20 protein-coding genes and 1 pseudogene are annotated in these 21,328 nt (G+C 43.8%); 18 read left to right on the forward strand and 3 right to left on the reverse strand.

Annotation, left to right across the window (positions count from 1 at the left end; all coding sequences use genetic code 11):
- A complete protein-coding gene (locus DW904_RS22830; RefSeq protein WP_195698969.1) occupies positions 1 to 162 on the reverse strand; it encodes a hypothetical protein in 162 nt (53 codons plus the stop codon).
- 65 nt (positions 163 to 227) lie between these two features.
- Entirely contained in the window at positions 228 to 881 is a 654-nt protein-coding gene (gene trmB / locus DW904_RS08315) for a tRNA (guanosine(46)-N7)-methyltransferase TrmB (RefSeq protein ID WP_118579347.1), read from the reverse strand.
- 503 nt (positions 882 to 1,384) lie between these two features.
- On the opposite strand from trmB, the gene DW904_RS08320 reads away from it, so the two are divergent.
- The 12 genes from DW904_RS08320 to guaA all read left to right on the forward strand — a co-directional run bounded on the left by DW904_RS08320 (position 1,385) and on the right by guaA (position 14,982).
- Entirely contained in the window at positions 1,385 to 1,705 is a 321-nt protein-coding gene (locus tag DW904_RS08320; RefSeq protein WP_118579350.1) for a hypothetical protein, read from the forward strand.
- Positions 1,705 to 2,748, forward strand: a complete 1,044-nt coding sequence (locus tag DW904_RS08325; RefSeq protein WP_118579353.1) for a V-type ATPase subunit — start codon at positions 1,705 to 1,707, stop codon at positions 2,746 to 2,748. Before DW904_RS08320 ends, DW904_RS08325 begins: the two co-directional genes overlap by 1 nt.
- Before the next feature lie 18 nt (positions 2,749 to 2,766).
- Positions 2,767 to 4,527 (forward strand): V-type ATPase 116kDa subunit family protein, encoded by a 1,761-nt coding sequence (locus DW904_RS08330; protein WP_347562068.1) that lies wholly within the window; start codon positions 2,767 to 2,769, stop codon positions 4,525 to 4,527.
- Positions 4,524 to 4,736: a hypothetical protein gene (locus tag DW904_RS25255; protein ID WP_347562069.1), complete on the forward strand. Its 213-nt coding sequence runs from the start codon at positions 4,524 to 4,526 to the stop codon at positions 4,734 to 4,736. Before DW904_RS08330 ends, DW904_RS25255 begins: the two co-directional genes overlap by 4 nt.
- Before the next feature lie 87 nt (positions 4,737 to 4,823).
- On the forward strand, positions 4,824 to 5,255 hold the full coding sequence (locus tag DW904_RS08335; protein ID WP_118579356.1) for an ATP synthase subunit C: 432 nt from the start codon (positions 4,824 to 4,826) through the stop codon (positions 5,253 to 5,255).
- Positions 5,256 to 5,257: 2 nt separating this feature from the next.
- Complete coding sequence (locus tag DW904_RS08340) at positions 5,258 to 5,566, forward strand: V-type ATP synthase subunit F (RefSeq protein ID WP_117851005.1); 309 nt, start codon at positions 5,258 to 5,260, stop codon at positions 5,564 to 5,566.
- Positions 5,567 to 5,583: 17 nt separating this feature from the next.
- Complete coding sequence (locus DW904_RS08345) at positions 5,584 to 6,171, forward strand: V-type ATP synthase subunit E (protein WP_118579359.1); 588 nt, start codon at positions 5,584 to 5,586, stop codon at positions 6,169 to 6,171.
- Positions 6,164 to 7,933: a V-type ATP synthase subunit A gene (locus DW904_RS08350; protein WP_118579362.1), complete on the forward strand. Its 1,770-nt coding sequence runs from the start codon at positions 6,164 to 6,166 to the stop codon at positions 7,931 to 7,933. Before DW904_RS08345 ends, DW904_RS08350 begins: the two co-directional genes overlap by 8 nt.
- A 17-nt stretch (positions 7,934 to 7,950) precedes the next feature.
- The gene (locus DW904_RS08355) at positions 7,951 to 9,333 is read left to right on the forward strand and encodes a V-type ATP synthase subunit B (RefSeq protein ID WP_118579365.1); all 1,383 of its coding nucleotides are present in this window, start codon (positions 7,951 to 7,953) and stop codon (positions 9,331 to 9,333) included.
- Positions 9,334 to 9,350: 17 nt separating this feature from the next.
- Positions 9,351 to 9,971, forward strand: coding sequence for a V-type ATP synthase subunit D (locus DW904_RS08360; RefSeq protein ID WP_118579368.1), 621 nt, complete (start codon positions 9,351 to 9,353; stop codon positions 9,969 to 9,971).
- A gap of 692 nt (positions 9,972 to 10,663) precedes the next feature.
- Complete coding sequence (locus tag DW904_RS08365; protein WP_118579371.1) at positions 10,664 to 12,730, forward strand: hypothetical protein; 2,067 nt, start codon at positions 10,664 to 10,666, stop codon at positions 12,728 to 12,730.
- 674 nt (positions 12,731 to 13,404) lie between these two features.
- Positions 13,405 to 14,982, forward strand: coding sequence for a glutamine-hydrolyzing GMP synthase (gene guaA, locus DW904_RS08370; protein ID WP_118579374.1), 1,578 nt, complete (start codon positions 13,405 to 13,407; stop codon positions 14,980 to 14,982).
- Between the two features lie 292 nt (positions 14,983 to 15,274).
- On the opposite strand, the gene DW904_RS08375 is transcribed toward guaA, so the two are convergent.
- Positions 15,275 to 15,805 carry a helix-turn-helix transcriptional regulator gene (locus tag DW904_RS08375; protein ID WP_009247529.1) on the reverse strand — a complete coding sequence of 177 codons (531 nt, stop codon included), beginning with the start codon at positions 15,803 to 15,805 and terminating at the stop codon, positions 15,275 to 15,277.
- Between the two features lie 448 nt (positions 15,806 to 16,253).
- Between DW904_RS08375 and DW904_RS08380 the strand changes: the two genes are divergently transcribed.
- The 6 genes and pseudogenes from DW904_RS08380 to DW904_RS08405 all read left to right on the forward strand — a co-directional run bounded on the left by DW904_RS08380 (position 16,254) and on the right by DW904_RS08405 (position 20,899).
- The gene (locus DW904_RS08380) at positions 16,254 to 16,442 is read left to right on the forward strand and encodes a transcriptional regulator (protein WP_009247528.1); all 189 of its coding nucleotides are present in this window, start codon (positions 16,254 to 16,256) and stop codon (positions 16,440 to 16,442) included.
- Positions 16,443 to 17,534 carry a site-specific integrase gene (locus DW904_RS08385; protein WP_009247527.1) on the forward strand — a complete coding sequence of 364 codons (1,092 nt, stop codon included), beginning with the start codon at positions 16,443 to 16,445 and terminating at the stop codon, positions 17,532 to 17,534.
- Positions 17,524 to 17,859 carry a hypothetical protein gene (locus DW904_RS08390; protein ID WP_009247526.1) on the forward strand — a complete coding sequence of 112 codons (336 nt, stop codon included), beginning with the start codon at positions 17,524 to 17,526 and terminating at the stop codon, positions 17,857 to 17,859. Before DW904_RS08385 ends, DW904_RS08390 begins: the two co-directional genes overlap by 11 nt.
- Positions 17,849 to 19,003, forward strand: coding sequence for an AAA family ATPase (locus DW904_RS08395; protein ID WP_009247525.1), 1,155 nt, complete (start codon positions 17,849 to 17,851; stop codon positions 19,001 to 19,003). Before DW904_RS08390 ends, DW904_RS08395 begins: the two co-directional genes overlap by 11 nt.
- A gap of 353 nt (positions 19,004 to 19,356) precedes the next feature.
- Positions 19,357 to 20,495, forward strand: a pseudogene (locus tag DW904_RS08400) (plasmid recombination protein).
- A 26-nt stretch (positions 20,496 to 20,521) separates the two neighbouring features.
- Positions 20,522 to 20,899 (forward strand): TnpV protein, encoded by a 378-nt coding sequence (locus DW904_RS08405; protein WP_118579377.1) that lies wholly within the window; start codon positions 20,522 to 20,524, stop codon positions 20,897 to 20,899.
- Positions 20,900 to 21,328: the final 429 nt, after the last annotated feature.

Consider the following 21,328-nt stretch of genomic DNA (forward strand, 5'->3'; position numbering starts at 1 on the left):
TTATGATTTTTCTTTGTTGTTTTTATCCTTGGGAAACATGCTGTCCAGCAGTTTGGACAGTTCGTTGGCATGCTTCTTTATGCCGGAGAAGGGATTGCTTCTGTTTTTATGTTCATAGCCAAATTGAGCAGCAAATTTTTGCAAAGATCTGGTTCGCTTCATATAAAAAACTCCTGCCAGATATTTCTTCCTTATAATATGAAAAGAAATACAGCAAGGTGAAACATTTAACGACGAATGATCATCTTACAGATCGGATTTCCCATAGAGGAAAATTTTTCCTCATATTCGGTCATTACATTTCCAATCATCATTTCTTCGTTATGGTGGAGGTCAAAGGTGTGAGCTTCCAGTTTCCATCCTGCTTCCGGGACTTCTTCCAGGGAAAAGTCGAACAGACCGCGGTTGTCAGTTTTGAACTCGATGGTTCCGTCTTCTTTCAGAATCTTGTCGTAGCGGGAAAGAAACTCCCGGGAGGTAAGGCGGCGGGAAGCGTGGCGAGCCTTAGGCCAGGGATCAGAGAAATTCAGATAGATTCTGGAAACTTCGCCTTTTTCAAAAACTTCGGGAAGAAGTCTTGCATCCATGCGCATGAATTTTAAATTAGAAAGCTCCTGTCCTTCTTCTGCAAGGGCTTCTTTCTTCTGAATGGCACGAAGGAGTACGCTGTCATACATTTCGATTCCGATATAGTTGATCTCCGGATGGAGCTTCGCCATATCCATAAGAAAGCGGCCTTTTCCCATGCCAACCTCCAGATGGACAGGCTGATGCTGTGGGAAAACCTTGTCCCAGTTTCCCTTATTCTCCTGGGGATTCTGGATCACGTAGATACTTTCTGCAATTGCGTCTTTGGCGCCTGGTATATTTCTAAGTCGCATAGGTTCCTCCTGTAATTATATTTATAGCTGTATGAAACTGATTCCGGCTCTTTGCAAAAGTTTACCGGGTGGTAAAAAATGCTTGTCAGAATCAGCTGAAATTGTATTCATTCTTAACAAAACTACTATACATGATTTCCTGCTTTTCCGCAATAATATTGATATCGTGATTTTTCAAACACATTCTATGTCAGGGGGAAAACGCAAAGTTCTTTTAATTGAAAAAACTGACTAATTTTGACTGAATATGAAATGCGTCAATAAGAAAAGTAAACGGAAAAATGTGGGAGAACTCTGTATAAATATGCATTTTCTTCCTATTTATAATTAATACGTGTACCTAGTATAAAATTTCGATATGACAGGAATTGATAAGATCGTTAATTTTTAGTCAAAACATCTGGAATTGTATTGAATTTTTGTGAAAATTTTAGGCAAAGTTTGACTGGTATTTTCATCAAAATGGGTGTAAGATACTTAAAACTTGAAAAAGGAGGGGAAAAATGGAACAGATAATCGGTAAGTTATCCGAGATAGAGACAACTGCAGAGACCATTATGAAGGATGCACTGCAGAAGAAGAAAGCTCTTTCAGCTGAGATGGAAAGGCAGTCCAAGGAATTCGACACCCAGCTGGAGAAACAGACAGAAGAGCAGATTAAGGAAATTCGCCGGAATCTTGAGGGTGAGAAGGATAAGCGCCTGTCATCCCTGCGGGAAGACACTCAGGCTGCCTTAAGTCAGCTGGACGCTTACTATGCGAAGAATCACGAACGCCTTTCCAGAGAAATTTTTGAAAAGATCATTCAGGAGGAAGTGATGTAATGGGAAGCGTTCTTTCCTACAGCGGAATTTCCACGAAAATACGCGCTATGAGCAGTCATCTGGTGACAGATGAACAGCTTCAGGAAATCGTCCGCTTTTCGGACGTTCCACAGGTAGCCGCTTATTTGAAGAAAACGCCGGAATATGCGAAAGCATGGTCAGACCTTGATGAGAATAATCTTCACCGAGGTGAGATCGAGAAGCTTCTGAAGAAATCCATTTTCGGAAATTTCTCCCGCATTTACAATTTTGCAAACAAGGAGCAGCGCAAGTTCCTGGCACTTTATTCCAAGCGCTACGAAATCCGTGTTCTGAAAGAGATCATGACGAATCTCTTTGATCACAGAAGCACCGATCCTGTGGATATGAGTCCTTACCGCGACTTTTTCCTGCACCATTCCAAGCTGGACATTGACAGAGTGGCAGGTGCCGGAAATATGGATGAGTTCATGACAGCCCTGAAGGGCAATGAATTCTATGCTCCGCTTCAGAGCGTATATGAGAACGGCAATGGACTTTTATTTGACTACGGAATGGCTCTTGATCTTTATTATTTTAATCAGATCTGGAGTGTCCGCAAAAAGTTATTCAAGGGAAACGATCTGGACGAGATCACCAAGGCTTATGGTGAGAAGTTTGATATGCTGAATCTGCAGTTTATCCTGCGATCCAAGCGTTATTACAAAATGGAGCCGGCAGCCATCTACGCACAGCTGATTCCCGTGAATTATAAACTAAAGAAAGAAGAAATCACAGCTCTGGTGGAAGCTACCAGCAAAGAAGAAGGTGAGCAGATCTTTTCCCGTACCTGGTACGGCAGGAAATATCAGCAGCTGAACCTGATCTCCATGGAGGAGCTTTATAATAGTCTGCTCCGTACCGTGCTTGAGAAAGAGGCTCGCAAGGATCCTTATTCAGTAGCTGTTTTGTATTCTTATCTTTACCACAAAGAGCATGAGGTAAACCGTCTGACCATCGCACTGGAGTGTGTTCGTTACCAGGTTGATCCGGACGAGGCAATGCATTATGTTCACAACAATTAGTAACCCGGAGGTAGCAATGTGATTGAGAAAATGAAATTTGTCAGCATTACCGGGCCAAGAGAGGATATCGACCGAGTTGTAAATAATTACCTCAGCCGGTATGAGATTCATCTGGAGAATGCTCTTACTGAGCTCACAGATGTGAAGAATCTTTCCCCTTATCTTGAAATCAATCCTTATAAAGAAGCTTTAAGCACAGTCGGAAGCTTCTATGAAGAGGTTGAGAACCCGGAGCAGGCTTCTGCGAAGAAGCTGCCAATCGAAAAAGCTCTCTCTTTCGTACAGCAGATCAAAGATGAAGCGGATGTCCTTAACAAGACCCGTCAGGAACTGGAAGAGAAACGTGATTCTCTGGCAGAATCACTTCGTATCATCTATCCTTTCCGAAATGTAGACTTTGATGTGCAGTCAATCCTGAAAATGCGTTATATCCATTATCGCTTTGGACGGATCGAGAAAGATTATTTCGATAAATTTAAAACATACATTTATGATAATCTGGATACGATTTTCATTAAATGTGATGAAGATGACCGTTATATCTGGGGAATTTATTTTGTTCCCGTTCATGAAGCACAGCGAATTCATGCCGTATATTCTGCTATGCACTTTGAAAAAATCTTTGTACCGGATCAGTATGATGGAACTGCCAAAGCTGCATACACAGCACTTGAAGCGCAGTACAAGAAAACAATTGCAGATCTTGATGCAAACAAAGCGGCAAGAAAAGCTTTCTTCAGAAAAAATGCATCCGACATTGTTTCCTGCAAACATACACTTTCCCAGTTTTCACGGAACTTTGATATCCGTAAACTGGCAGCATGCACACATGGGGAAAATAAGGGAGAGGCAGCAGCCGATTATAAGCCGAAGGAACCATTTTATATCCTTTGTGGCTGGATGACAGAGAAGGATGCCAAAGCTTTCCAGAATGATATTTCCGGAGATTCCCGTATTTTCTGTCTGATTGATGAGAATGAGCAGGAGGATGCCCATAAGACACCGCCTACCAAGCTGAAGAACCCCAAGCTTTTCAAGCCATTCGAAATGTACACCAAAATGTATGGCCTTCCGGCTTATGGAGAGATGGATCCAACCTGGTTTATCGCCATCACTTATTCCTTTATTTTCGGCGCAATGTTCGGAGATGCAGGACAGGGTCTGGTTTTATTGATCGGCGGATATCTTCTTTACAGATTCAAGCATATTGATCTTGCCGGAATCATCAGCTGTGCAGGTATCTTTTCCACATTCTTTGGCTTCATGTTCGGCAGCGTCTTCGGATTTGAAGATATTATAGAGCCTGTATGGTTAAGGCCTATGGATGCCATGATGAATGTGCCTTTTATCGGAAAACTGAATACCGTATTTATTATCGCTATTGGCTTTGGTATGGGAATCATTCTTCTGTGCATGATTTTTAATATTATGAATTCCCTGAAAGCAAAGGATACAGAGAAAGTATGGTTTGATACCAACTCTGTTGCAGGCCTTGTATTCTATGGATCCGCAGTGATTGTAATTGCATTGTTCATGACAGGCCATAAGCTTCCTGGCGGTATTGTTCTTTGCATTATGTTTATCCTTCCGCTGCTTGTAATGTTCTTAAAAGAGCCTCTTACAAACCTTGTGGAAAAGAAGCCGGCAGCTTTTGAAGGCGGTGTGGGAATGTTTATTGTTCAGGGATTTTTCGAGATGTTCGAAGTCCTTTTGAGCTATTTCTCCAACACACTTTCTTTCGTGCGTATCGGAGCTATGCAGTCAGCCATGCAGCTATGATGCAGGTTGTACTGATGCTGGCCGGTGCTGAGAACGGAAGCCCGAACTGGGTAGTGATTGTTCTCGGAAATATTTTCGTATGCGGTCTTGAGGGTCTGATCGTTGGTATCCAGGTACTGAGACTTGAGTATTACGAGATGTTTAGCCGTTTCTACAAAGGAAGCGGAAGAAAATTCGAGCCGTTCCGTTCTGACGCGGAGGCAAAGTAAACTGCCGCTGGTAGTGAAATATTTATCAAATGTCTCTGTGAAATGCAGTGACATTACAAATGTTAAAACACGAGGAGGTCAATTATCATGACAGTTATGACACAGATTATTTTAGCAGTAGCGCTTGTATTAAGCATTATCGTTCCATTTGGTTACTATTTCATCGGCGAGAAGAGCCGTGGACGTTACAAAACAACAATCGCAACAAACGCATTTTTCTTCTTTGGTACCATGTTAGTAGCAGCAATGGTTATGTTTGCAGGAAGCTCTTCTGTACAGGCTGCAACAGGCGCTGATGCAGGTATTGCAACAGGTCTTGGATATATTGCAGCAGCTCTTGTTACAGGTCTTTCCTGTATTGGTGGTGGTATTGCCGTAGCCAGTGCGGCAAGTGCAGCTCTTGGTGCAATCAGCGAGGATCAGAGCATTCTTGGTAAATCCCTTATCTTCGTAGGTCTTGCCGAAGGTGTTGCTCTTTACGGTCTGATCATTTCCTTCATGATCATCGGTAAATTATAATTATGAAAATGTTTTTGATCAGTGACAACATCGATACCTGCACAGGGATGAGACTGGCAGGTGTGGAAGGCGTGGTAGTCCATGAGCGTGACGAACTGAAGGACGCTCTGGAAAAAGCAATCGCCAACAAGGAAATCGGGATTCTCCTCCTGACCGAGAAATTCGGCAGGGAGTTTCCCCAGATCGTGGACGATGTAAAGCTGAACCATAAAACGCCTTTGATCATCGAAATCCCTGACAGGCATGGTACAGGCCGCAAACCTGATTTTATTACCGGATATGTTAACGAAGCCATTGGCTTAAAGTTATAGGCAGGAGAAGACCAAGCATGACAATTGAAGAAAAACTGCAGCATTTCTACGACACTTCCGTTGCGGAAGCCCAGACAGAGGCTGAGAATACACTGGAAGCACATAAGAAGAGTCTGGAAGAAATGTTTGAAAAGCATAAAGAATCAAGAAAAATGGATGCCGAGGCACAGATCAAGGCAGAGACAGAAAATGCTACCCGAGAGGTAAACAAGGCACTTTCTGCTGAGCAGCTGACTTTAAGACGTGACTGGACAGCCAAACAGACAGAGCTTAAAAACGAGCTTTTTGTAGAGGTTAAGAATCATCTGGAGAACTTCATGGAGAGTCCTGCGTATCAGGATTATCTGTGCAGCAGAATCCAGAAGGCAAGAGAATTTGCAGGAAATGATGAGATTTTTATCTATCTTTCCGCTGAAGATACAGCATTACAGCGCTCTATTGTAGCAAAGACCGGATTCACAGTTGAGATTTCCGATGAACCGTTTATGGGTGGTATCAAAGCCACAATCCCGGCTAAAAACATCCTGATCGACAACTCTTTCCTGAGTGCTTATGAGAAGCTGAAAAAAGAATTCAAATTTGACGGAGGGCTGAGCCATGAATAAAACAGGTATTATCTACGGCGTTAACGGTCCTGTTATTTATCTGAAAGGCGACCCGGGATTTAAGATTTCCGAGATGGTTTATGTTGGACCTGAGAAGCTGGTCGGTGAGGTCATTGGTCTGAAAAAGGGCATGACCACCGTACAGGTTTTCGAGGAGACAACAGGACTGAAGCCAGGCGATACAGTAATGGGAACAGGCGATGCTATTTCCGTTCTTCTGGGACCTGGAATCATTCATAACATTTTCGACGGTATCCAGCGTCCTCTGGAGGAGATCGCAAAATCCTCCGGAAAATATATTTCCCGTGGTGTAAGTGTTGATTCCCTTGATACTGCTAAGAAATGGGATGTTCATGTAACTGTTAAAGTTGGAGATATGGTAAGCGCAGGTACTATCATTGCCGAGACTCAGGAAACAGCTTCCATTCTTCATAAATCCATGGTTCCGCCAACAATTGGAGAGGCTGAGGTTATCAAGGCAGTTCCGGACGGAGCATATACCATCCTTGACCCGATTGTAACGGTTCGTCTTTCTGATGGCAGTGAGCGCGATATCGCACTTGCGCAGAAATGGCCGATCCGTGTGCCAAGACCTACCTACAAGCGTTTCCCTGCAAGCGTGCCGCTTGTAACCGGACAGCGTATCCTGGATACCCTTTTCCCAATTGCAAAGGGTGGTACAGCAGCGATTCCTGGTGGTTTCGGTACTGGAAAAACTATGACACAGCACCAGATCGCAAAGTGGTCTGACGCTGATATCATTATCTATATTGGATGTGGTGAGCGTGGAAACGAGATGACACAGGTTCTGGAGGATTTCAGTAAACTGATCGACCCGAAATCCGGAAACCTGATGATGGACCGTACCACTCTGATCGCCAATACATCAAACATGCCTGTTGCAGCCCGTGAGGCTTCTATTTATACAGGTGTTACACTGGCTGAGTATTATCGTGACATGGGTTATGACGTTGCCATCATGGCAGACTCCACTTCCCGTTGGGCTGAGGCTCTTCGTGAGTTATCCGGACGTCTGGAGGAAATGCCTGCAGAGGAAGGCTTCCCGGCTTATCTGGCTTCCAAGCTTTCCGCTTTCTATGAGAGAGCGGGTATGATGCAGAACTTAAATGGAACAGAGGGTTCTGTTTCCATCATCGGTGCAGTTTCCCCACAGGGAGGTGACTTCTCCGAGCCTGTTACACAGAATACAAAGCGTTTCGTCCGCTGTTTCTGGGGACTGGATAAATCTCTGGCTTATGCCCGTCATTTCCCGGCTATCCACTGGCTTACAAGTTATAGTGAGTACCTGGAGGATTTAACCCCATGGTACAGAGATAATGTTTCTGCTAAATTTGTAAGCGACCGTAATCAGCTGATGGCGATTCTGAACCAGGAGAGTTCCCTGATGGAAATCGTTAAGCTGATCGGTAGTGATGTTCTTCCGGATGACCAGAAGCTGACTCTGGAGATTGCAAGGGTTATCCGTCTTGGATTCCTTCAGCAGAATGCGTTCCATGCAGAGGATACCTGTGTACCGATGAGCAAGCAGTTCAATATGATGGAGATCATCCTTTATCTGTACGAGAAGTGCCGTTCCCTTGTTAATCAGGGAATGCCGGTTTCCGTACTGAAGGAGGACAATATTTTTGAGCGTGTTATTGCTATCAAATATGATGTTCCGAATAACAAACCTGAGATGTTTGACCAGTATAAGGCTGACATCGACAGATTCTATGATAACGTATTAGAGAGAAACGGCTGATAGGGAGGTAAGTTTTTATGGCAATCGAATATTTAGGCCTTAGTGAAATAAACGGCCCTCTTGTAGTTCTGGAAGGCGTTAAAAACGCTTCCTACGAGGAAATCGTCTCCTTCCGTATGGATGACGGTACCGAAAAGCTTGGCCGTATTATTGAAATATACGAAGATAAAGCAGTAATTCAGGTTTTCGAGGGTACAGATAATATGTCCCTTGGAAACACTCATACACGTCTTAGCGGTCATCCTATGGAAATCGGGCTCTCCCCGGAAATCCTGGGACGTACCTTTAACGGTATTGGACAGCCAATCGATGGGCTGGGCGAGATCACACCGGAGGTAAGCCTGAACATCAATGGTCTGCCGCTGAACCCGGTTACCCGTGAGTATCCGCGTAACTACATCAATACCGGTATTTCTGCAATTGATGGTCTGACCACCCTGATTCGTGGACAGAAGCTTCCGATTTTCTCCGGAAACGGTCTTCCACATGATAAGCTGGCGGCACAGATCGTGCGTCAGGCTTCTCTGGGCGCTGATTCTGATGAGAATTTCGCCATTGTGTTTGCTGCAATGGGTGTTAAGTATGATGTTGCAGAGTTTTTCCGCAGAACATTTGAGGAGAGCGGTGCTTCCGATCATGTTGTTATGTTCCTGAACCTGGCAAATGATCCGACTGTTGAGCGTCTTCTGACTCCGAAGATTGCCCTGACTGCAGCAGAGTATCTTGCTTTTGAAAAAGGTATGCATATTCTGGTTATCCTTACAGATATTACTTCTTTCTGTGAGGCAATGCGTGAGGTTTCTTCCTCCAAGGGAGAGATTCCTTCCCGTAAAGGTTATCCTGGATATCTTTACAGTGAGCTTGCTACTTTATATGAGCGTGCAGGTATTGTTTCCGGTGGTACAGGTTCTGTTACACAGATCCCGATTCTGACCATGCCTAATGATGATATTACCCATCCGATCCCTGACCTTACCGGTTATATTACTGAGGGTCAGATTGTTCTGGACAGACAGCTTCATGGACAGGGTATTTACCCGCCAATCAATGTTCTGCCGTCTCTTTCCCGTCTGATGAAGGATGGTATTGGTGAGGGCTTCACAAGAGCAGACCATCAGGATGTTGCCAACCAGCTGTTTTCCTGTTATGCAAAGGTTGGAGATGCGAGAGCCCTTGCTTCTGTTATCGGTGAGGACGAGCTTTCTCCTCTGGATAAGAAGTATCTGCAGTTTGGTAAGGCGTTTGAGGCTGAGTTTGTCGGTCAGACAGATACAGAGAACAGAAGTATTATCGATACTCTGAATAAGGGCTGGGAGCTTCTTGGTATGCTTCCGAAGGATGAGCTTGACCGTATTGATACTAAGATTCTGGATCAGTATTATCACGAGACTACCAAATAAAGAGTGAGGTGACTTGAATGGATCCGAATACCTTTCCTACCAAGGGTAATTTAATTCTGGCTAAGAATTCACTTGCTCTTTCCCGTCAGGGTTACGAACTGATGGATAAGAAGCGTAATATTCTGATTCGTGAGATGATGAATCTGGTTGATCAGGCGAAGGATATCCAGGGACAGATTGACGAGACGTTCCGGACTGCGTATGAGGCTTTGCAGAAAGCGAATATGGAGATGGGTATCGCGTTTGTGGATCAGATTTCCCATACGGTGCCGGTGGAGAATTCTATCCGTATTAAGACACGTAGTGTTATGGGTACGGAGATTCCGCTGGTGGAGTATGATAAGTCGGGAAATGTGCCGACATATGCTTATTATAGTACGAAGATGTCTCTGGATGAGGCGAAGGCGGCTTTTGAGAGGGTGAAGGAGCTTTCCATTAAGCTGTCTATGATTGAGAATTCAGCGATTCGACTGGCTAGTAATATTAAGAAGACTCAGAAGAGGGCGAATGCGCTGAAGAATATTACGATTCCGAAGTTCGAGGCTCTGACCAAGGATATTTCCAATGCTTTGGAGGAGAAGGAGAGAGAGGAATTTACCAGACTTAAGGTTATTAAGAGAATGAAGCAGGGTGCGTGATGGCGCCCTGTTTTTTTCTGTCATTAAGGTACGTGAGAGGAAGGTGGTGTCGGCTAGGAGCGATGCCAAAATGGGCGTTTGACTGCGTCGCCTATTGTCCCTAAGAATTGCAAACTCGCCCTTGCAGGGCTCAGACAGTGCAATTCTTAGGGACGCTATACTCGTCAAACGCCCATTTTGGCAAAGCCCCCAGCCGACACCACCTTCCTCTCACTGTGTACTGGCGAAGGGGAAAACAGGACGGCGGCTGCAGGTGGGAGTAGTTGAAGGAGGGGAGGAAGTGACGCAGCGCCTGGGAAGAGAGTCGGATGGTAATTACGTTTGCTTAGCGTTGTGTACTGGTAGGAAACGTTGGCTGATTCCTTTTGGGGAGATTTTCGTGTTTACTATATTCTATTCTTTTGTATATTTTTAGTCAGCTTTCTTCTTGAGTTCTGTCAAAAATCATTTCTGTTATGTGTATTCTTTGAGTGGAGTATATTTCGCCTAAATTTGGTTGTTGCGGCATATTCTTTTGGGGGAGTTCACAGTTTCTTACCAGGTTGACCATGGAATGAACACAGTTTTCCCATTAATTGCACACATTTGGTCTGTATATTATTAGCCATAAGGAACACAAAACAAAATGATCCGGATGGAGAGAATGAGGACTTCGGAAGGGTTGAATGAATACAGAAAGGAAATGAATGGGTATGAAACGTAGATATTTAGCAGTTTTAATGGGAATTATGGTAGCAACAACTTCTGTTCCGGCTATGGTTTATGCGGAGGATAGTAAGACGGAGACGGCTGCGGATGCGGCGAATGATGAAAGTGGTGAGGCAGATGCTTCGGATGAGAATGGTGATGAGAGTCAGGAGAATGTGGTACTTGGTGAGGTTAAGTCGGTTTCTGATTCGGAGATTACCATTGCGGTTGGGACTATGAAAGAGATGGGGCAGCCTGGTGGAGATGGACAGAATGGCGGAGCACCGGATGGAAACGGTCAGGGTGGTGAGGCGCCTTCTATGTTGGATCTGACTGGCGAGGAGCAGACGATTACAATTACTGCGGATACAGTGATCACAAAGCAGGCAGGCGGTATGCAGCCTGGCGGAGATGGACAGAATGGCGGTGCGCCAGAGAAGCCGGAAGGTGATGGACAGAGTTCTGATTCTTCTGATGGAGCAAGTGACAGTCAGGACGCAGCTGACGATAACCAGGAAAGTGAGAATACAGATAGCCAGGACGGAGAAGAGCCGGAAAAACCAGATGGTAACGGACAGTCCGCAGAGGCTGAGGAGATTTCACTTTCTGACATTCAGGAGGGCGATATCGTTTCTATCACTTTAGATGAGGATGGAAATGCTGCTTCCATTACTGTAATGTCCATGGAAATGGGCGGTCAGGGCCAGCCTGGCGGTGATGAACAAGGCGCTCCAGGACAGGGAGGTCCTGATGGCCAGTCTCAGGGTGTGGACAGTTATACGGCAGCAAATGAGTATACAGAAGATACAACTGTATCAAATGAGACAATTGAGTCAACAGGAACTGACGAGAATGCAGCACTGATTTCTTCAGGTGCAAGTGTTACTCTTGATAATGATACTATTACTAGAACTTCCGAGGACAGCAAGGGCGGAGACAATTCCAGCTTCTATGGTGTAGGAGCTGCTGTTCTGGCAACAGATGGTACTGCTTATGTGAAAGATGGCAGCGTGACTACAGATGCAGCAGGTGGTGCAGGGCTTTTTGCATATGGTGATGGAACTGTATATGCTTCTGGTACAATTGTGAAAACGACTCAGGATACCTCTGGTGGTGTTCATGTAGCTGGCGGTGGTACTCTTTACGGATGGGACTTGGATGTAGAAACGAACGGTGAGTCTTCTGCTGCAATCCGAAGTGACAGAGGCGGCGGAACAATGGTGATCGATGGTGGAAATTATGTTTCCAACGGCGTTGGTTCCCCGGCTGTTTACAGCACAGCTGATATTGCGGTAAGCAATGCAACTCTGACAGCAAATGGTTCTGAGGCTATTTGTATTGAAGGTCTGAATTCTATTCACCTTTATGATTGTGACTTGACAGGAAACATGAGTGATCTGGATCAGAATGATAATACCTGGACTGTAATCCTTTACCAGAGCATGTCTGGTGATTCTGAGGTTGGTAACAGTACCTTCCAGATGGATGGCGGCAGCCTGACTTCTGAGAACGGCGGTGTGTTTTATACAACCAATACAGAGAGTACGATTACTTTAAATAACGTGGATATTAACTATAACGATGACAATGAATTTTTCCTGCAGTGCACAGGTAACACCAACCAGAGAGGCTGGGGACAGTCTGGGGTTAACGGAGCTGACTGTCACTTTACAGGAATCAGTCAGGATATGCAGGGAGATGTGATCTGGGATTCTATCAGTGATCTTGACTTTTATCTCACAGAAGGCAGCAGCCTGACAGGTGCAGTTGTAGATGATGAGAGCTATGCAGGCGAAGGCGGAGAGGGATACTGCAACGTTTATGTAAGCGCAGATTCCACCTGGACTGTAACTGGCGACAGTACTGTCTCATCTCTGGAAAATGAGGGAACAATTGTAGATAGTAATGGAAAAACTGTAACAATTCAGGGTACAGACGGAACTGTGTATGTACAGGGCGATAGCGAGTACACCATTACAACTGGTTCCTACAGCGACACAGCAGATATGTCTGGAGCAACGGCAATCCAGGATCAGAGTGTTTATACAGTTGAGAAACCGGATCAGCTTTAAAATTGGATAAAGAAACTCTCCAATTTGAAGATTATGGGCTTGATGAGTTATAAGAAAAAACACTGGGCTACACTTTATTGTGGCTCAGTGTTTTTTCGTTAAAAGAAGAGTGAACCTGAATTATAAAAATCCCGGTCAGAAAAGAAATATCAAGACAGTTCTTTTCTAAAGACTGGGATTTTTTATGTTAAATTTATAATCAAATTCGAATTCTCCGACGTAAGCAACTTCCGAAAATTCTCCTAAAAAGAAGGAGGGCCGGACCTTTTGGCCCGGCAAGTATGAAAAAGAAAAAGTATATTTATAATCTATGTAAAAAAGCTTTCGCTTTATTTGTTTATTAATATACGCGGAATTTGTGATGAATCTGTGAGAACAAATTGAAAAATATATGAGGAAAATCTAAAGAACTTATAAACTGGAACGCACCTGAAGTGACCGGCATAGGAATATACAGTATGAAAAAGCTGTGCATTCAAACTTAATTTCATGGTGATAAAATCTATCTACGATATATTGAAAATTTTATTCAGCTAAGAAAATTAGTCGTTGTAAAAGTTGTAATACTCATTTATAATGGAAAGAAGATTCAAGGTTATTGTTTACCGGAGATTTTCCAGTGTGAACAGTAACGATTCCAATGAGAATTTATAGGGAAAAACAGGAGGAAAACCTTGAAGAAAGAATTAGTTATTGTAATTGATTTTGGTGGTCAGTACAATCAGCTGGTTGCAAGACGTGTCAGAGAATGTAATGTATATTGTGAAATCTATTCTTACAAGACCGATCTTGAGAAGATCAAAGCCATGAATCCAAAGGGAATCATTCTTACCGGTGGACCGAACAGTTGTTACGAAGCTGATTCACCGACTTACCAGAAAGAATTATTCGAACTTGGTATTCCGGTGCTTGGGCTTTGCTACGGTGCACAGCTTATGATGCATGTTCTCGGCGGTAAAGTTGAGAAAGCAGATGTAAGTGAATACGGCAAAACAGAGCTACTGGTTGACAAAAAAGACTCCAGAATTTTTGAAGGAGTATCAGAGAAAACAATTGTCTGGATGAGCCATACAGACTATATCTCCCAAGCAGCACCAGGATTTGAGATTTCTGCACATACAGCAGACTGTCCAGTGGCTACAGCCGAGAATGCGGAGAAGAAACTGTATGCGATCCAGTTTCATCCGGAAGTTCTCCATACAGTAGAAGGAAAGAAGATGTTATCCAATTTCGTACTTGGTGTATGCGAATGTGCCGGAGACTGGAAGATGGATGCATTTGTTGAGCATACAATTAAAGAAATCCGTGAGAAAGTGGGCGACGGCAAAGTCCTTCTGGCACTGTCTGGCGGTGTTGATTCTTCTGTAGCAGCAGGACTTCTTTCCAGAGCTATTGGCAAGCAGCTGACATGTGTGTTTGTAGATCATGGCCTTCTTCGTAAAGACGAGGGCGATGAGGTTGAGGGTGTATTTGGTCCTAATGGACAGTTTGACCTGAATTTTATCCGTGTGAATGCACAGCAGAGATATTATGATAAACTTGCGGGAGTTACTGAGCCGGAAGCGAAGCGTAAGATCATTGGTGAGGAATTTATCCGTATCTTTGAAGAAGAGGCTAAGAAGATCGGTGCTGTTGATTTTCTTGCACAGGGAACCATCTATCCAGATGTGGTAGAGAGTGGTCTTGGCGGAGAGTCTGCAGTGATCAAGTCTCATCACAATGTAGGCGGACTTCCTGATTTCGTAGACTTCAAGGAGATTATTGAGCCGCTTCGTGACCTCTTCAAAGATGAAGTCCGCAAAGCAGGACTGGAGCTTGGAATTCCAGAGAAACTGGTATTCCGTCAGCCATTCCCAGGACCGGGACTTGGAATCCGTATTATCGGCGAAGTTACTGAAGAGAAAGTTCGCATTGTGCAGGATGCTGATTTCATTTACCGTGAAGAAATTGATAAGGCAGCAGAAGCTTATAAAGTTGAGAACGGCAAAGAACCATCCTGGATGCCGAACCAGTACTTTGCAGCTCTTACCAATATGCGAAGCGTAGGCGTTATGGGCGATTTCAGAACATACGATTATGCTGTGGCACTTCGAGCAGTGAAGACGATTGACTTTATGACAGCAGAGTCCGCAGAGATTCCGTATGAAGTACTGAACAGGGTTATGAATCGTGTTATTAATGAAGTTAAGGGAGTTAACCGCGTATTCTACGACCTGACCAGTAAGCCACCGGGAACGATTGAGTTTGAATAAATCGAGTTGCTTAAAAAAGCCAGTGTTTATGCGGGTTTCAGCGATTTCGATTAGTCTTTTGATAACAAATTGATAACAGTCATAGCAAGTGCCATTATTCTTGTTATCCAGTGGTTTATGGGTAACGGAACAATTAACAGGTGGCTTGCAGACTAAAGTTCGGAGCTTGGCTCTGAACAAATTCCATATTATAAACTAAGCCCTTAGCTGTGGTTAATAACCATAGTTAAGGGCTTTTTTGTCGTTGCCAAAGCATCTGTAGGGAGCTGCCAGTGGCAGGTCCTGTAGGTGCTTATTTATCTTTCAAGTGGTCTTTGAATGCTTCCACGAGAGCGTCACTTAATTCCTGTGATGGAACTTTTGCCCAACGCTGTGTGGTGTCGAACTCTGGATAATGGTAACGCCAGTTATCGTATTCTTCTCTGTTGATTTCTTCGGAAGATAGCTTGTCTGCCTGTTCTTTCCAAGCATACAGCATTTTGAGGAGTTCATATGCTTCTCTGCCTTTGTCCTTGTTGACCTTTAAGCATACCTCTCCGTCTGCTTCACTGACAGTAAGACCGTAAATATCTTCAAGGGTAAACAGAGTGTGCATAAGACCGATATAGCTGTCTATGTCAGGAACATCAAGAGCCTGTGGAGAAACATCAAGCACCTGTGCCAATGCATTTGTAAGGTCTGCTTTCGGTTTGCGTGTACCAGTTTCGTACTGTGCCAAACGCACATCAGCACTCTTTTCTGGAAAACCGATTGCTGTACCGAGATACTTTTGTGTCATACCACGCATTAGTCTGAAAAAATGTATTCTTTCGCTGATAGCCATAATGATACGCTCCTTTTATATTTAGTGAAATAAGTATAGCAGAAATGTTTAGTGGAAGTCAAGAAAAACCGAAACAAAAATGTTTAATATTTTCTTTGCAACCACTTGACAATAGCAAATATGTTTAGTAAAATAAATTACGAATTAAACAAATATGCTTAATGCGACAACTGAATGACCGTCCGAAAAGCCAAACCGCCAAGACCTCGTCGGAGCAAGTTCCGTATCGTTCGCTTGTGTGCAAGCACAAAAGCTCATTCGCTGCACTGCTCCTCCTCTTCCCCAAAAGTCTCCGACTTTTCGGGAACCCCTATACGAGCGAGCGCCTGATGTACTGCGGTGCATTGGGACAGCACAGCGCCTGCCGACAAGCAGGAGTGCCTGTTGGAACTTTAACACGGAGAAAGCGGCAAGCAAAAAATTATTTTAAGAAAGGAAGAAAAAGGATATGGAAAACAGATTTATCCGAGCCGAAGATGTGGCTCAGGAACTAAACGTATCAAAACCTTATGCATATAAACTCATCAGACAATTAAATGAGGAATTGAAAGCAAAGGGCTTTATTACGATTGCAGGGCGTGTAAATCGCCAGTATTTTTACGAAAGGCTCTACGGAGCAGGAAAGGGGGAAATGTAAATGCCGGTATTTAAGAATGAAGATAACGGTACTTGGTATGTGATGGCAAGGTATGTGAACTGGAAAGGGGAACGCAAGCAGAAATGCAAGCGTGGCTTTGCTACCAAACGAGAAGCACAGGAATGGGAAAGAATGTTCAAATTGCAGACTTCTTCAGACCTTGATATGAGTTTTGAAGCCTTTACGGAGCTTTATATCAATGATGTGAAGAACCGTTTGAAGGAAAACACGTGGCTTACCAAAGAGCATATCATACGCACAAAGATACTTCCGTATTTCGGGAAACTGAAAATCAGCGAGATTTCCACAAAGGAGATTATTACTTGGCAGAATGAAATGCTTGCCTATCGTGATGAGAAGAAAAAGCCTTATTCACAGACGTATCTGAAAACGCTGCACAATCAGTTGTCCGCCATTTTCAATCACGCTGTCCGCTACTATGAACTGCGTTCCAATCCTGCGGCAAAGGTGGGAAATATGGGACGTGAGGAACACAAGGAAATGCTGTTCTGGACAAAGGAAGAATACAAGAAATTCTCTTTTGAGATGATGGACAAGCCTGTTTCCTTTTATGCGTTTGAAATGCTTTACTGGTGCGGTATCCGAGAGGGCGAGCTGTTAGCTTTGACTCCGGCAGATTTCAACTTTGATAAGGAAACAGTCACAATCAATAAATCCTATCAGCGTTTGAAAGGGCAGGATGTGATTACTTCTCCGAAAACGAAAAAGAGCAACCGCACGATTAAAATGCCGAAGTTTCTGTGTGAGGAAATGAAAGAATATCTCGGTATGCTTTACGGATTGAAGAAGAAAGACCGTATCTTTACGGTGACGAAAAGCTATCTTCATCACGAGATGGACAGAGGGGCAAAGGCGGCAGGCGTGAAGCGTATCCGCATTCACGATCTCCGTCACAGCCACATTTCACTCTTGATTGATATGGGCTTTTCTGCGGTGGCGATTGCTGACCGAGTTGGTCACGAAAGTATTGATATTACTTATCAGTACGCACACCTCTTTCCGTCAAAGCAGATTGAGATGGCAGAAAAATTAGATGATTTAGGGAAAGGAGATTTTGAAAATGTCAGCTAAGAACAGAGATAACAAAAATCGTTGGAGGAATATCACAGTAGGGTTTCGAGTATCGCCCGAAGAAAACGAACTCATTAACAGAGCTGTAGCTCTATCAGGATTGCCAAAACAGGAGTATTGTTACCGCCGTTGCTTAAATCAGGATGTGGTGGTACAGGGCAATCCGAGAGTGTATAAGGCGTTGAAAACGGAATTTGCCACAGTCCTTGCGGAACTGAAAAGGATTGAAGCAGGAAAAGGTGTGGATGATGAACTGCTGAGTGTAATAGAACTGATTTCCATTATTCTCGGCGGTTTGAAAGGAGAGGATGCGAATGGAGAATAAAAAAGAAATGACTATTCCAAATGTATCTGCGGCAACAGATGCGGAACAGTCACTTTCCAAATGTACTGACAATAGTATAGTCAATCAGGATACGGATTTCAAGGGGTACGAGCAATCTTTTGAAGAAATGCAAAGGGAAATACTCAGACAGTTAGACCCTTCCTATCTGAAAACAGTATCAATGACAACGCTGTATGATACGGTGTTTGAGGTTCAGACACCACTTATCGACGGTCTGCTCCAAAGGGGAACTTACCTTTTCGTAGGTTCCCCGAAAGTGGGAAAGAGCTTTATGATGGCACAGCTTGCCTATCATATCAGCACAGGCACACCGCTTTGGGAGTATAAGGTGCGTAAGGCAACGGTGCTTTATTTTGCCCTTGAAGATGATTACCCACGTTTGCAGAAGCGATTGTTTCAGATGTTCGGTGCAAAGGAGACAGGCAATCTGTATTTCGCAACGGAATGTAAAACGGTCAATGGCGGACTGGAAGAACAGATAAGAGGGTTTATGAGGGAACACCCAGACACAGGCTTGATTATCATAGACACCTTAAAGCGTGTGCGTGAAGCAGGCGGAGCAGATTACAGCTACGCAAGTGATTATGATGTTGTGGCAAGGCTGAAAGCGTTGGCAGACAGTTACAAGGTTTCAATGCTTATTGTTCATCATACACGCAAACAAAAATCGGAAGATATATTCGATATGATTTCAGGCACGAATGGTCTGATGGGTGCGGCAGACGGTGCATTTGTTCTCAGTAAGGACAAGCGTACTTCCAACAATGCCACACTTGATGTTGCTGGCAGAGACCAGCAGGATATGAAAATCCATCTTGTAAGGGACAGCGAGCGATTGGTGTGGAACTTTGCAAAATCGGAAACGGAGATGTGGAAAGAACCGCCCGAACCTCTGCTTGAGAAGATAGCGGATACGCTCTTTTCGGAAAGTGACAGATGGGAAGGAACTGCTTCGGAACTTTGCGAAAGGCTTGCGGTGGATATAAAGCCGAATGTACTTTCTTTAAGGCTCAGTATCAACGCAAGCAGGCTGTTTCGTGATTACGGTATCCGTTATCAGAACAGCCGCACACACGACGGAAGAAAGGTTTCACTTTGGAAAGAAACCGAGCAGACGGCGTGACAAACGGTGTCAAAGGTGTCAATGTTTTTGAGAGCAGCACGCTGTGAAAAACATTGTCACCATCGTCACACTTTGACACCGGATAAAGTTTAGGGGAGTGTGCAGAGAGTGCCTTTTCAAAGGCGGCTCTTTGGTCTCGCCTGCTGGCTCGGTCGGTTCGCAGGCGTGTGTGCCACCGGCACACGCTCACCCCTCGGAGAGCCTTCGGAGACGCAAAACCTGTTTACAGGTCGCATTTTTGATGGGTGTACCCGTCAAAAGTGCTTTTGCGTTACTTTTGACAAAAGTAACAAACCTGAGAATGTTGAAATTTACAGATGGGAGATGAAAAAATGCAGAGAACGATAAGTGCAATGGTCGGTAAAGGCTCGGTCAATCACAATAGCCGAAAGTTCCGAGCAGAAAATGTAGACGGAACTCGTACTCATCTCAATATCGACTACTGCAATGAAAATATAAAGACAGTTTATCACGAATTGTTTGATGAAGCATTGGAAAGATACAATGCCAAGCAGATAAGGTCAGACCGAAAGATAAAAGATTATTATGAAAAAATCCGAAGTTCCAAGCAGGAAAAACCGTTCCACGAAATCATTTTACAGGTGGGCGGTAAGGGAAATATGAACGCCGATACGGAAAACGGAGAACTGGCAAAGCAGATTTTAGATGAATACTATCAGGGTTTTCAGGAGCGAAATCCACAGCTTCGGGTGTTCTCGGCTCATCTGCATATGGATGAAGCTACACCACATCTGCACATAGATTTTGTACCTTTTACCACAGGCAGCAAGCGTGGACTTGATACAAGAGTGTCACTAAAGCAGGCTCTTGCAACGCAAGGTTTTAAGGGCGGCAGTCGTGGCGATACGGAGTGGTCGCAATGGATACAGTCCGAAAAAGAACAGCTTGCGGCGGTGATGGAACGTTATGGGATTGAGTGGGAACATTTAGGCACACACGAAAAACATCTTTCTGTTTTGGATTATAAAAAGCAGGAAAGAGAAAAAGAAGTGGCGGCATTAGGTGCGAAAATCGAGCAGAAACAGATTGAATTTGATGTGTTGTCGGAACGAGTATTGAACTATGATAAGGCAAAAGACGAGCTGTCAAATCTTGAAATAGAGCTTGATACTGCACCGAAATATCAGTTGCCAGAACCAGAGAAATTTATGACTGCAAAGGCATATAAACCAAAATGGCAGAGCCGGTTGTAAGGAAATTGAAGCAACTTGTCAAAACGGTGCTTGCCCGCTGCTTTGAGGGGTGGGACAACTATCATAGGCTGAATACAGCGAATGCACAGTTATACCGCACCAATCAGCGTTTGGAGAAAGTCAATGAAAGATTGACCGAAGAAAACAAAATCCTAAAAGCAGAAAATAAAGATTACAGCCTGCTCCGTAAGGTTTTTGGTCGCAAACAGATAGATGATTTGTTGGAGCAGGCAAGAACAGTTAAAGGTCGCAAGCGTGATAATACACGATCACGATAGACAAAAATCACAGGAGGAAAAGGAAAATGACAAAGACAATTTTTGAAGAAATGGGCGGAACTTATAGACAGGTGGGTGATTATTTATTGCCGAACATCACAGTACCAGCCGAAGAAGAAATAGAGCCGATTGGTTTATGGGGGAAACGACATGCAAGGCATTTAAAGGAACACTATAAAGTGTTATATATGAACCTGCTGACAAGCGGAAAGCTGCATAGTTATCTTGCAGAAGTCGATAAGCAAGCAGAGGATATGTTTCTTCGACTGGTAAAGGAATATGCCGACAGACAAGATGTGACGGAACAATTAAAGAAAGATAATCCCTACGAATGGATTGGAAGAATGAATAATATTCAGGCTTGTGTGAGGGAAGTTGTAGGAACGGAGTTGAATTACACATAAGCGTTTTACGGTATGGTGCTCCTGCGTTTGCTGGAGTGCTGTGGTTGTGGTTGTAAAGAGGTTGTGAAAGATTGAATTTCGTAATGGTTGGATGTATAATTAGGAAGTGAAAATTTTAATTTGCACTTCCATAAGGTGAAATGTATTGACACAAAAAATACAGTATGATAGTATTGCCATTAGAAGAAAGAAAGGCACATTTTGTGTAAGGTGAGGAAATGATTAATAGATAATTTGATTTAAGTAAGACACATATAGTTATTGAGCCTGTAGAGAATAGGTTTGTTTTGTGTACGCTTAAGTTGGATTATCGCAAGAGGCATTTCCTTTGTTTTCCTTTTGGAAAAGAAATAAGGGGCTATTTAGCGAGTCTATTTTTGCGTATGCAAAAAAGACTCGTTTTTGTGTGTTCAAAATAATAATTGGCTC

The organism is Ruminococcus sp. AM42-11 (genome assembly GCF_003480145.1).
Lineage (GTDB): Bacteria > Bacillota > Clostridia > Lachnospirales > Lachnospiraceae > Blautia_A > Blautia_A faecis.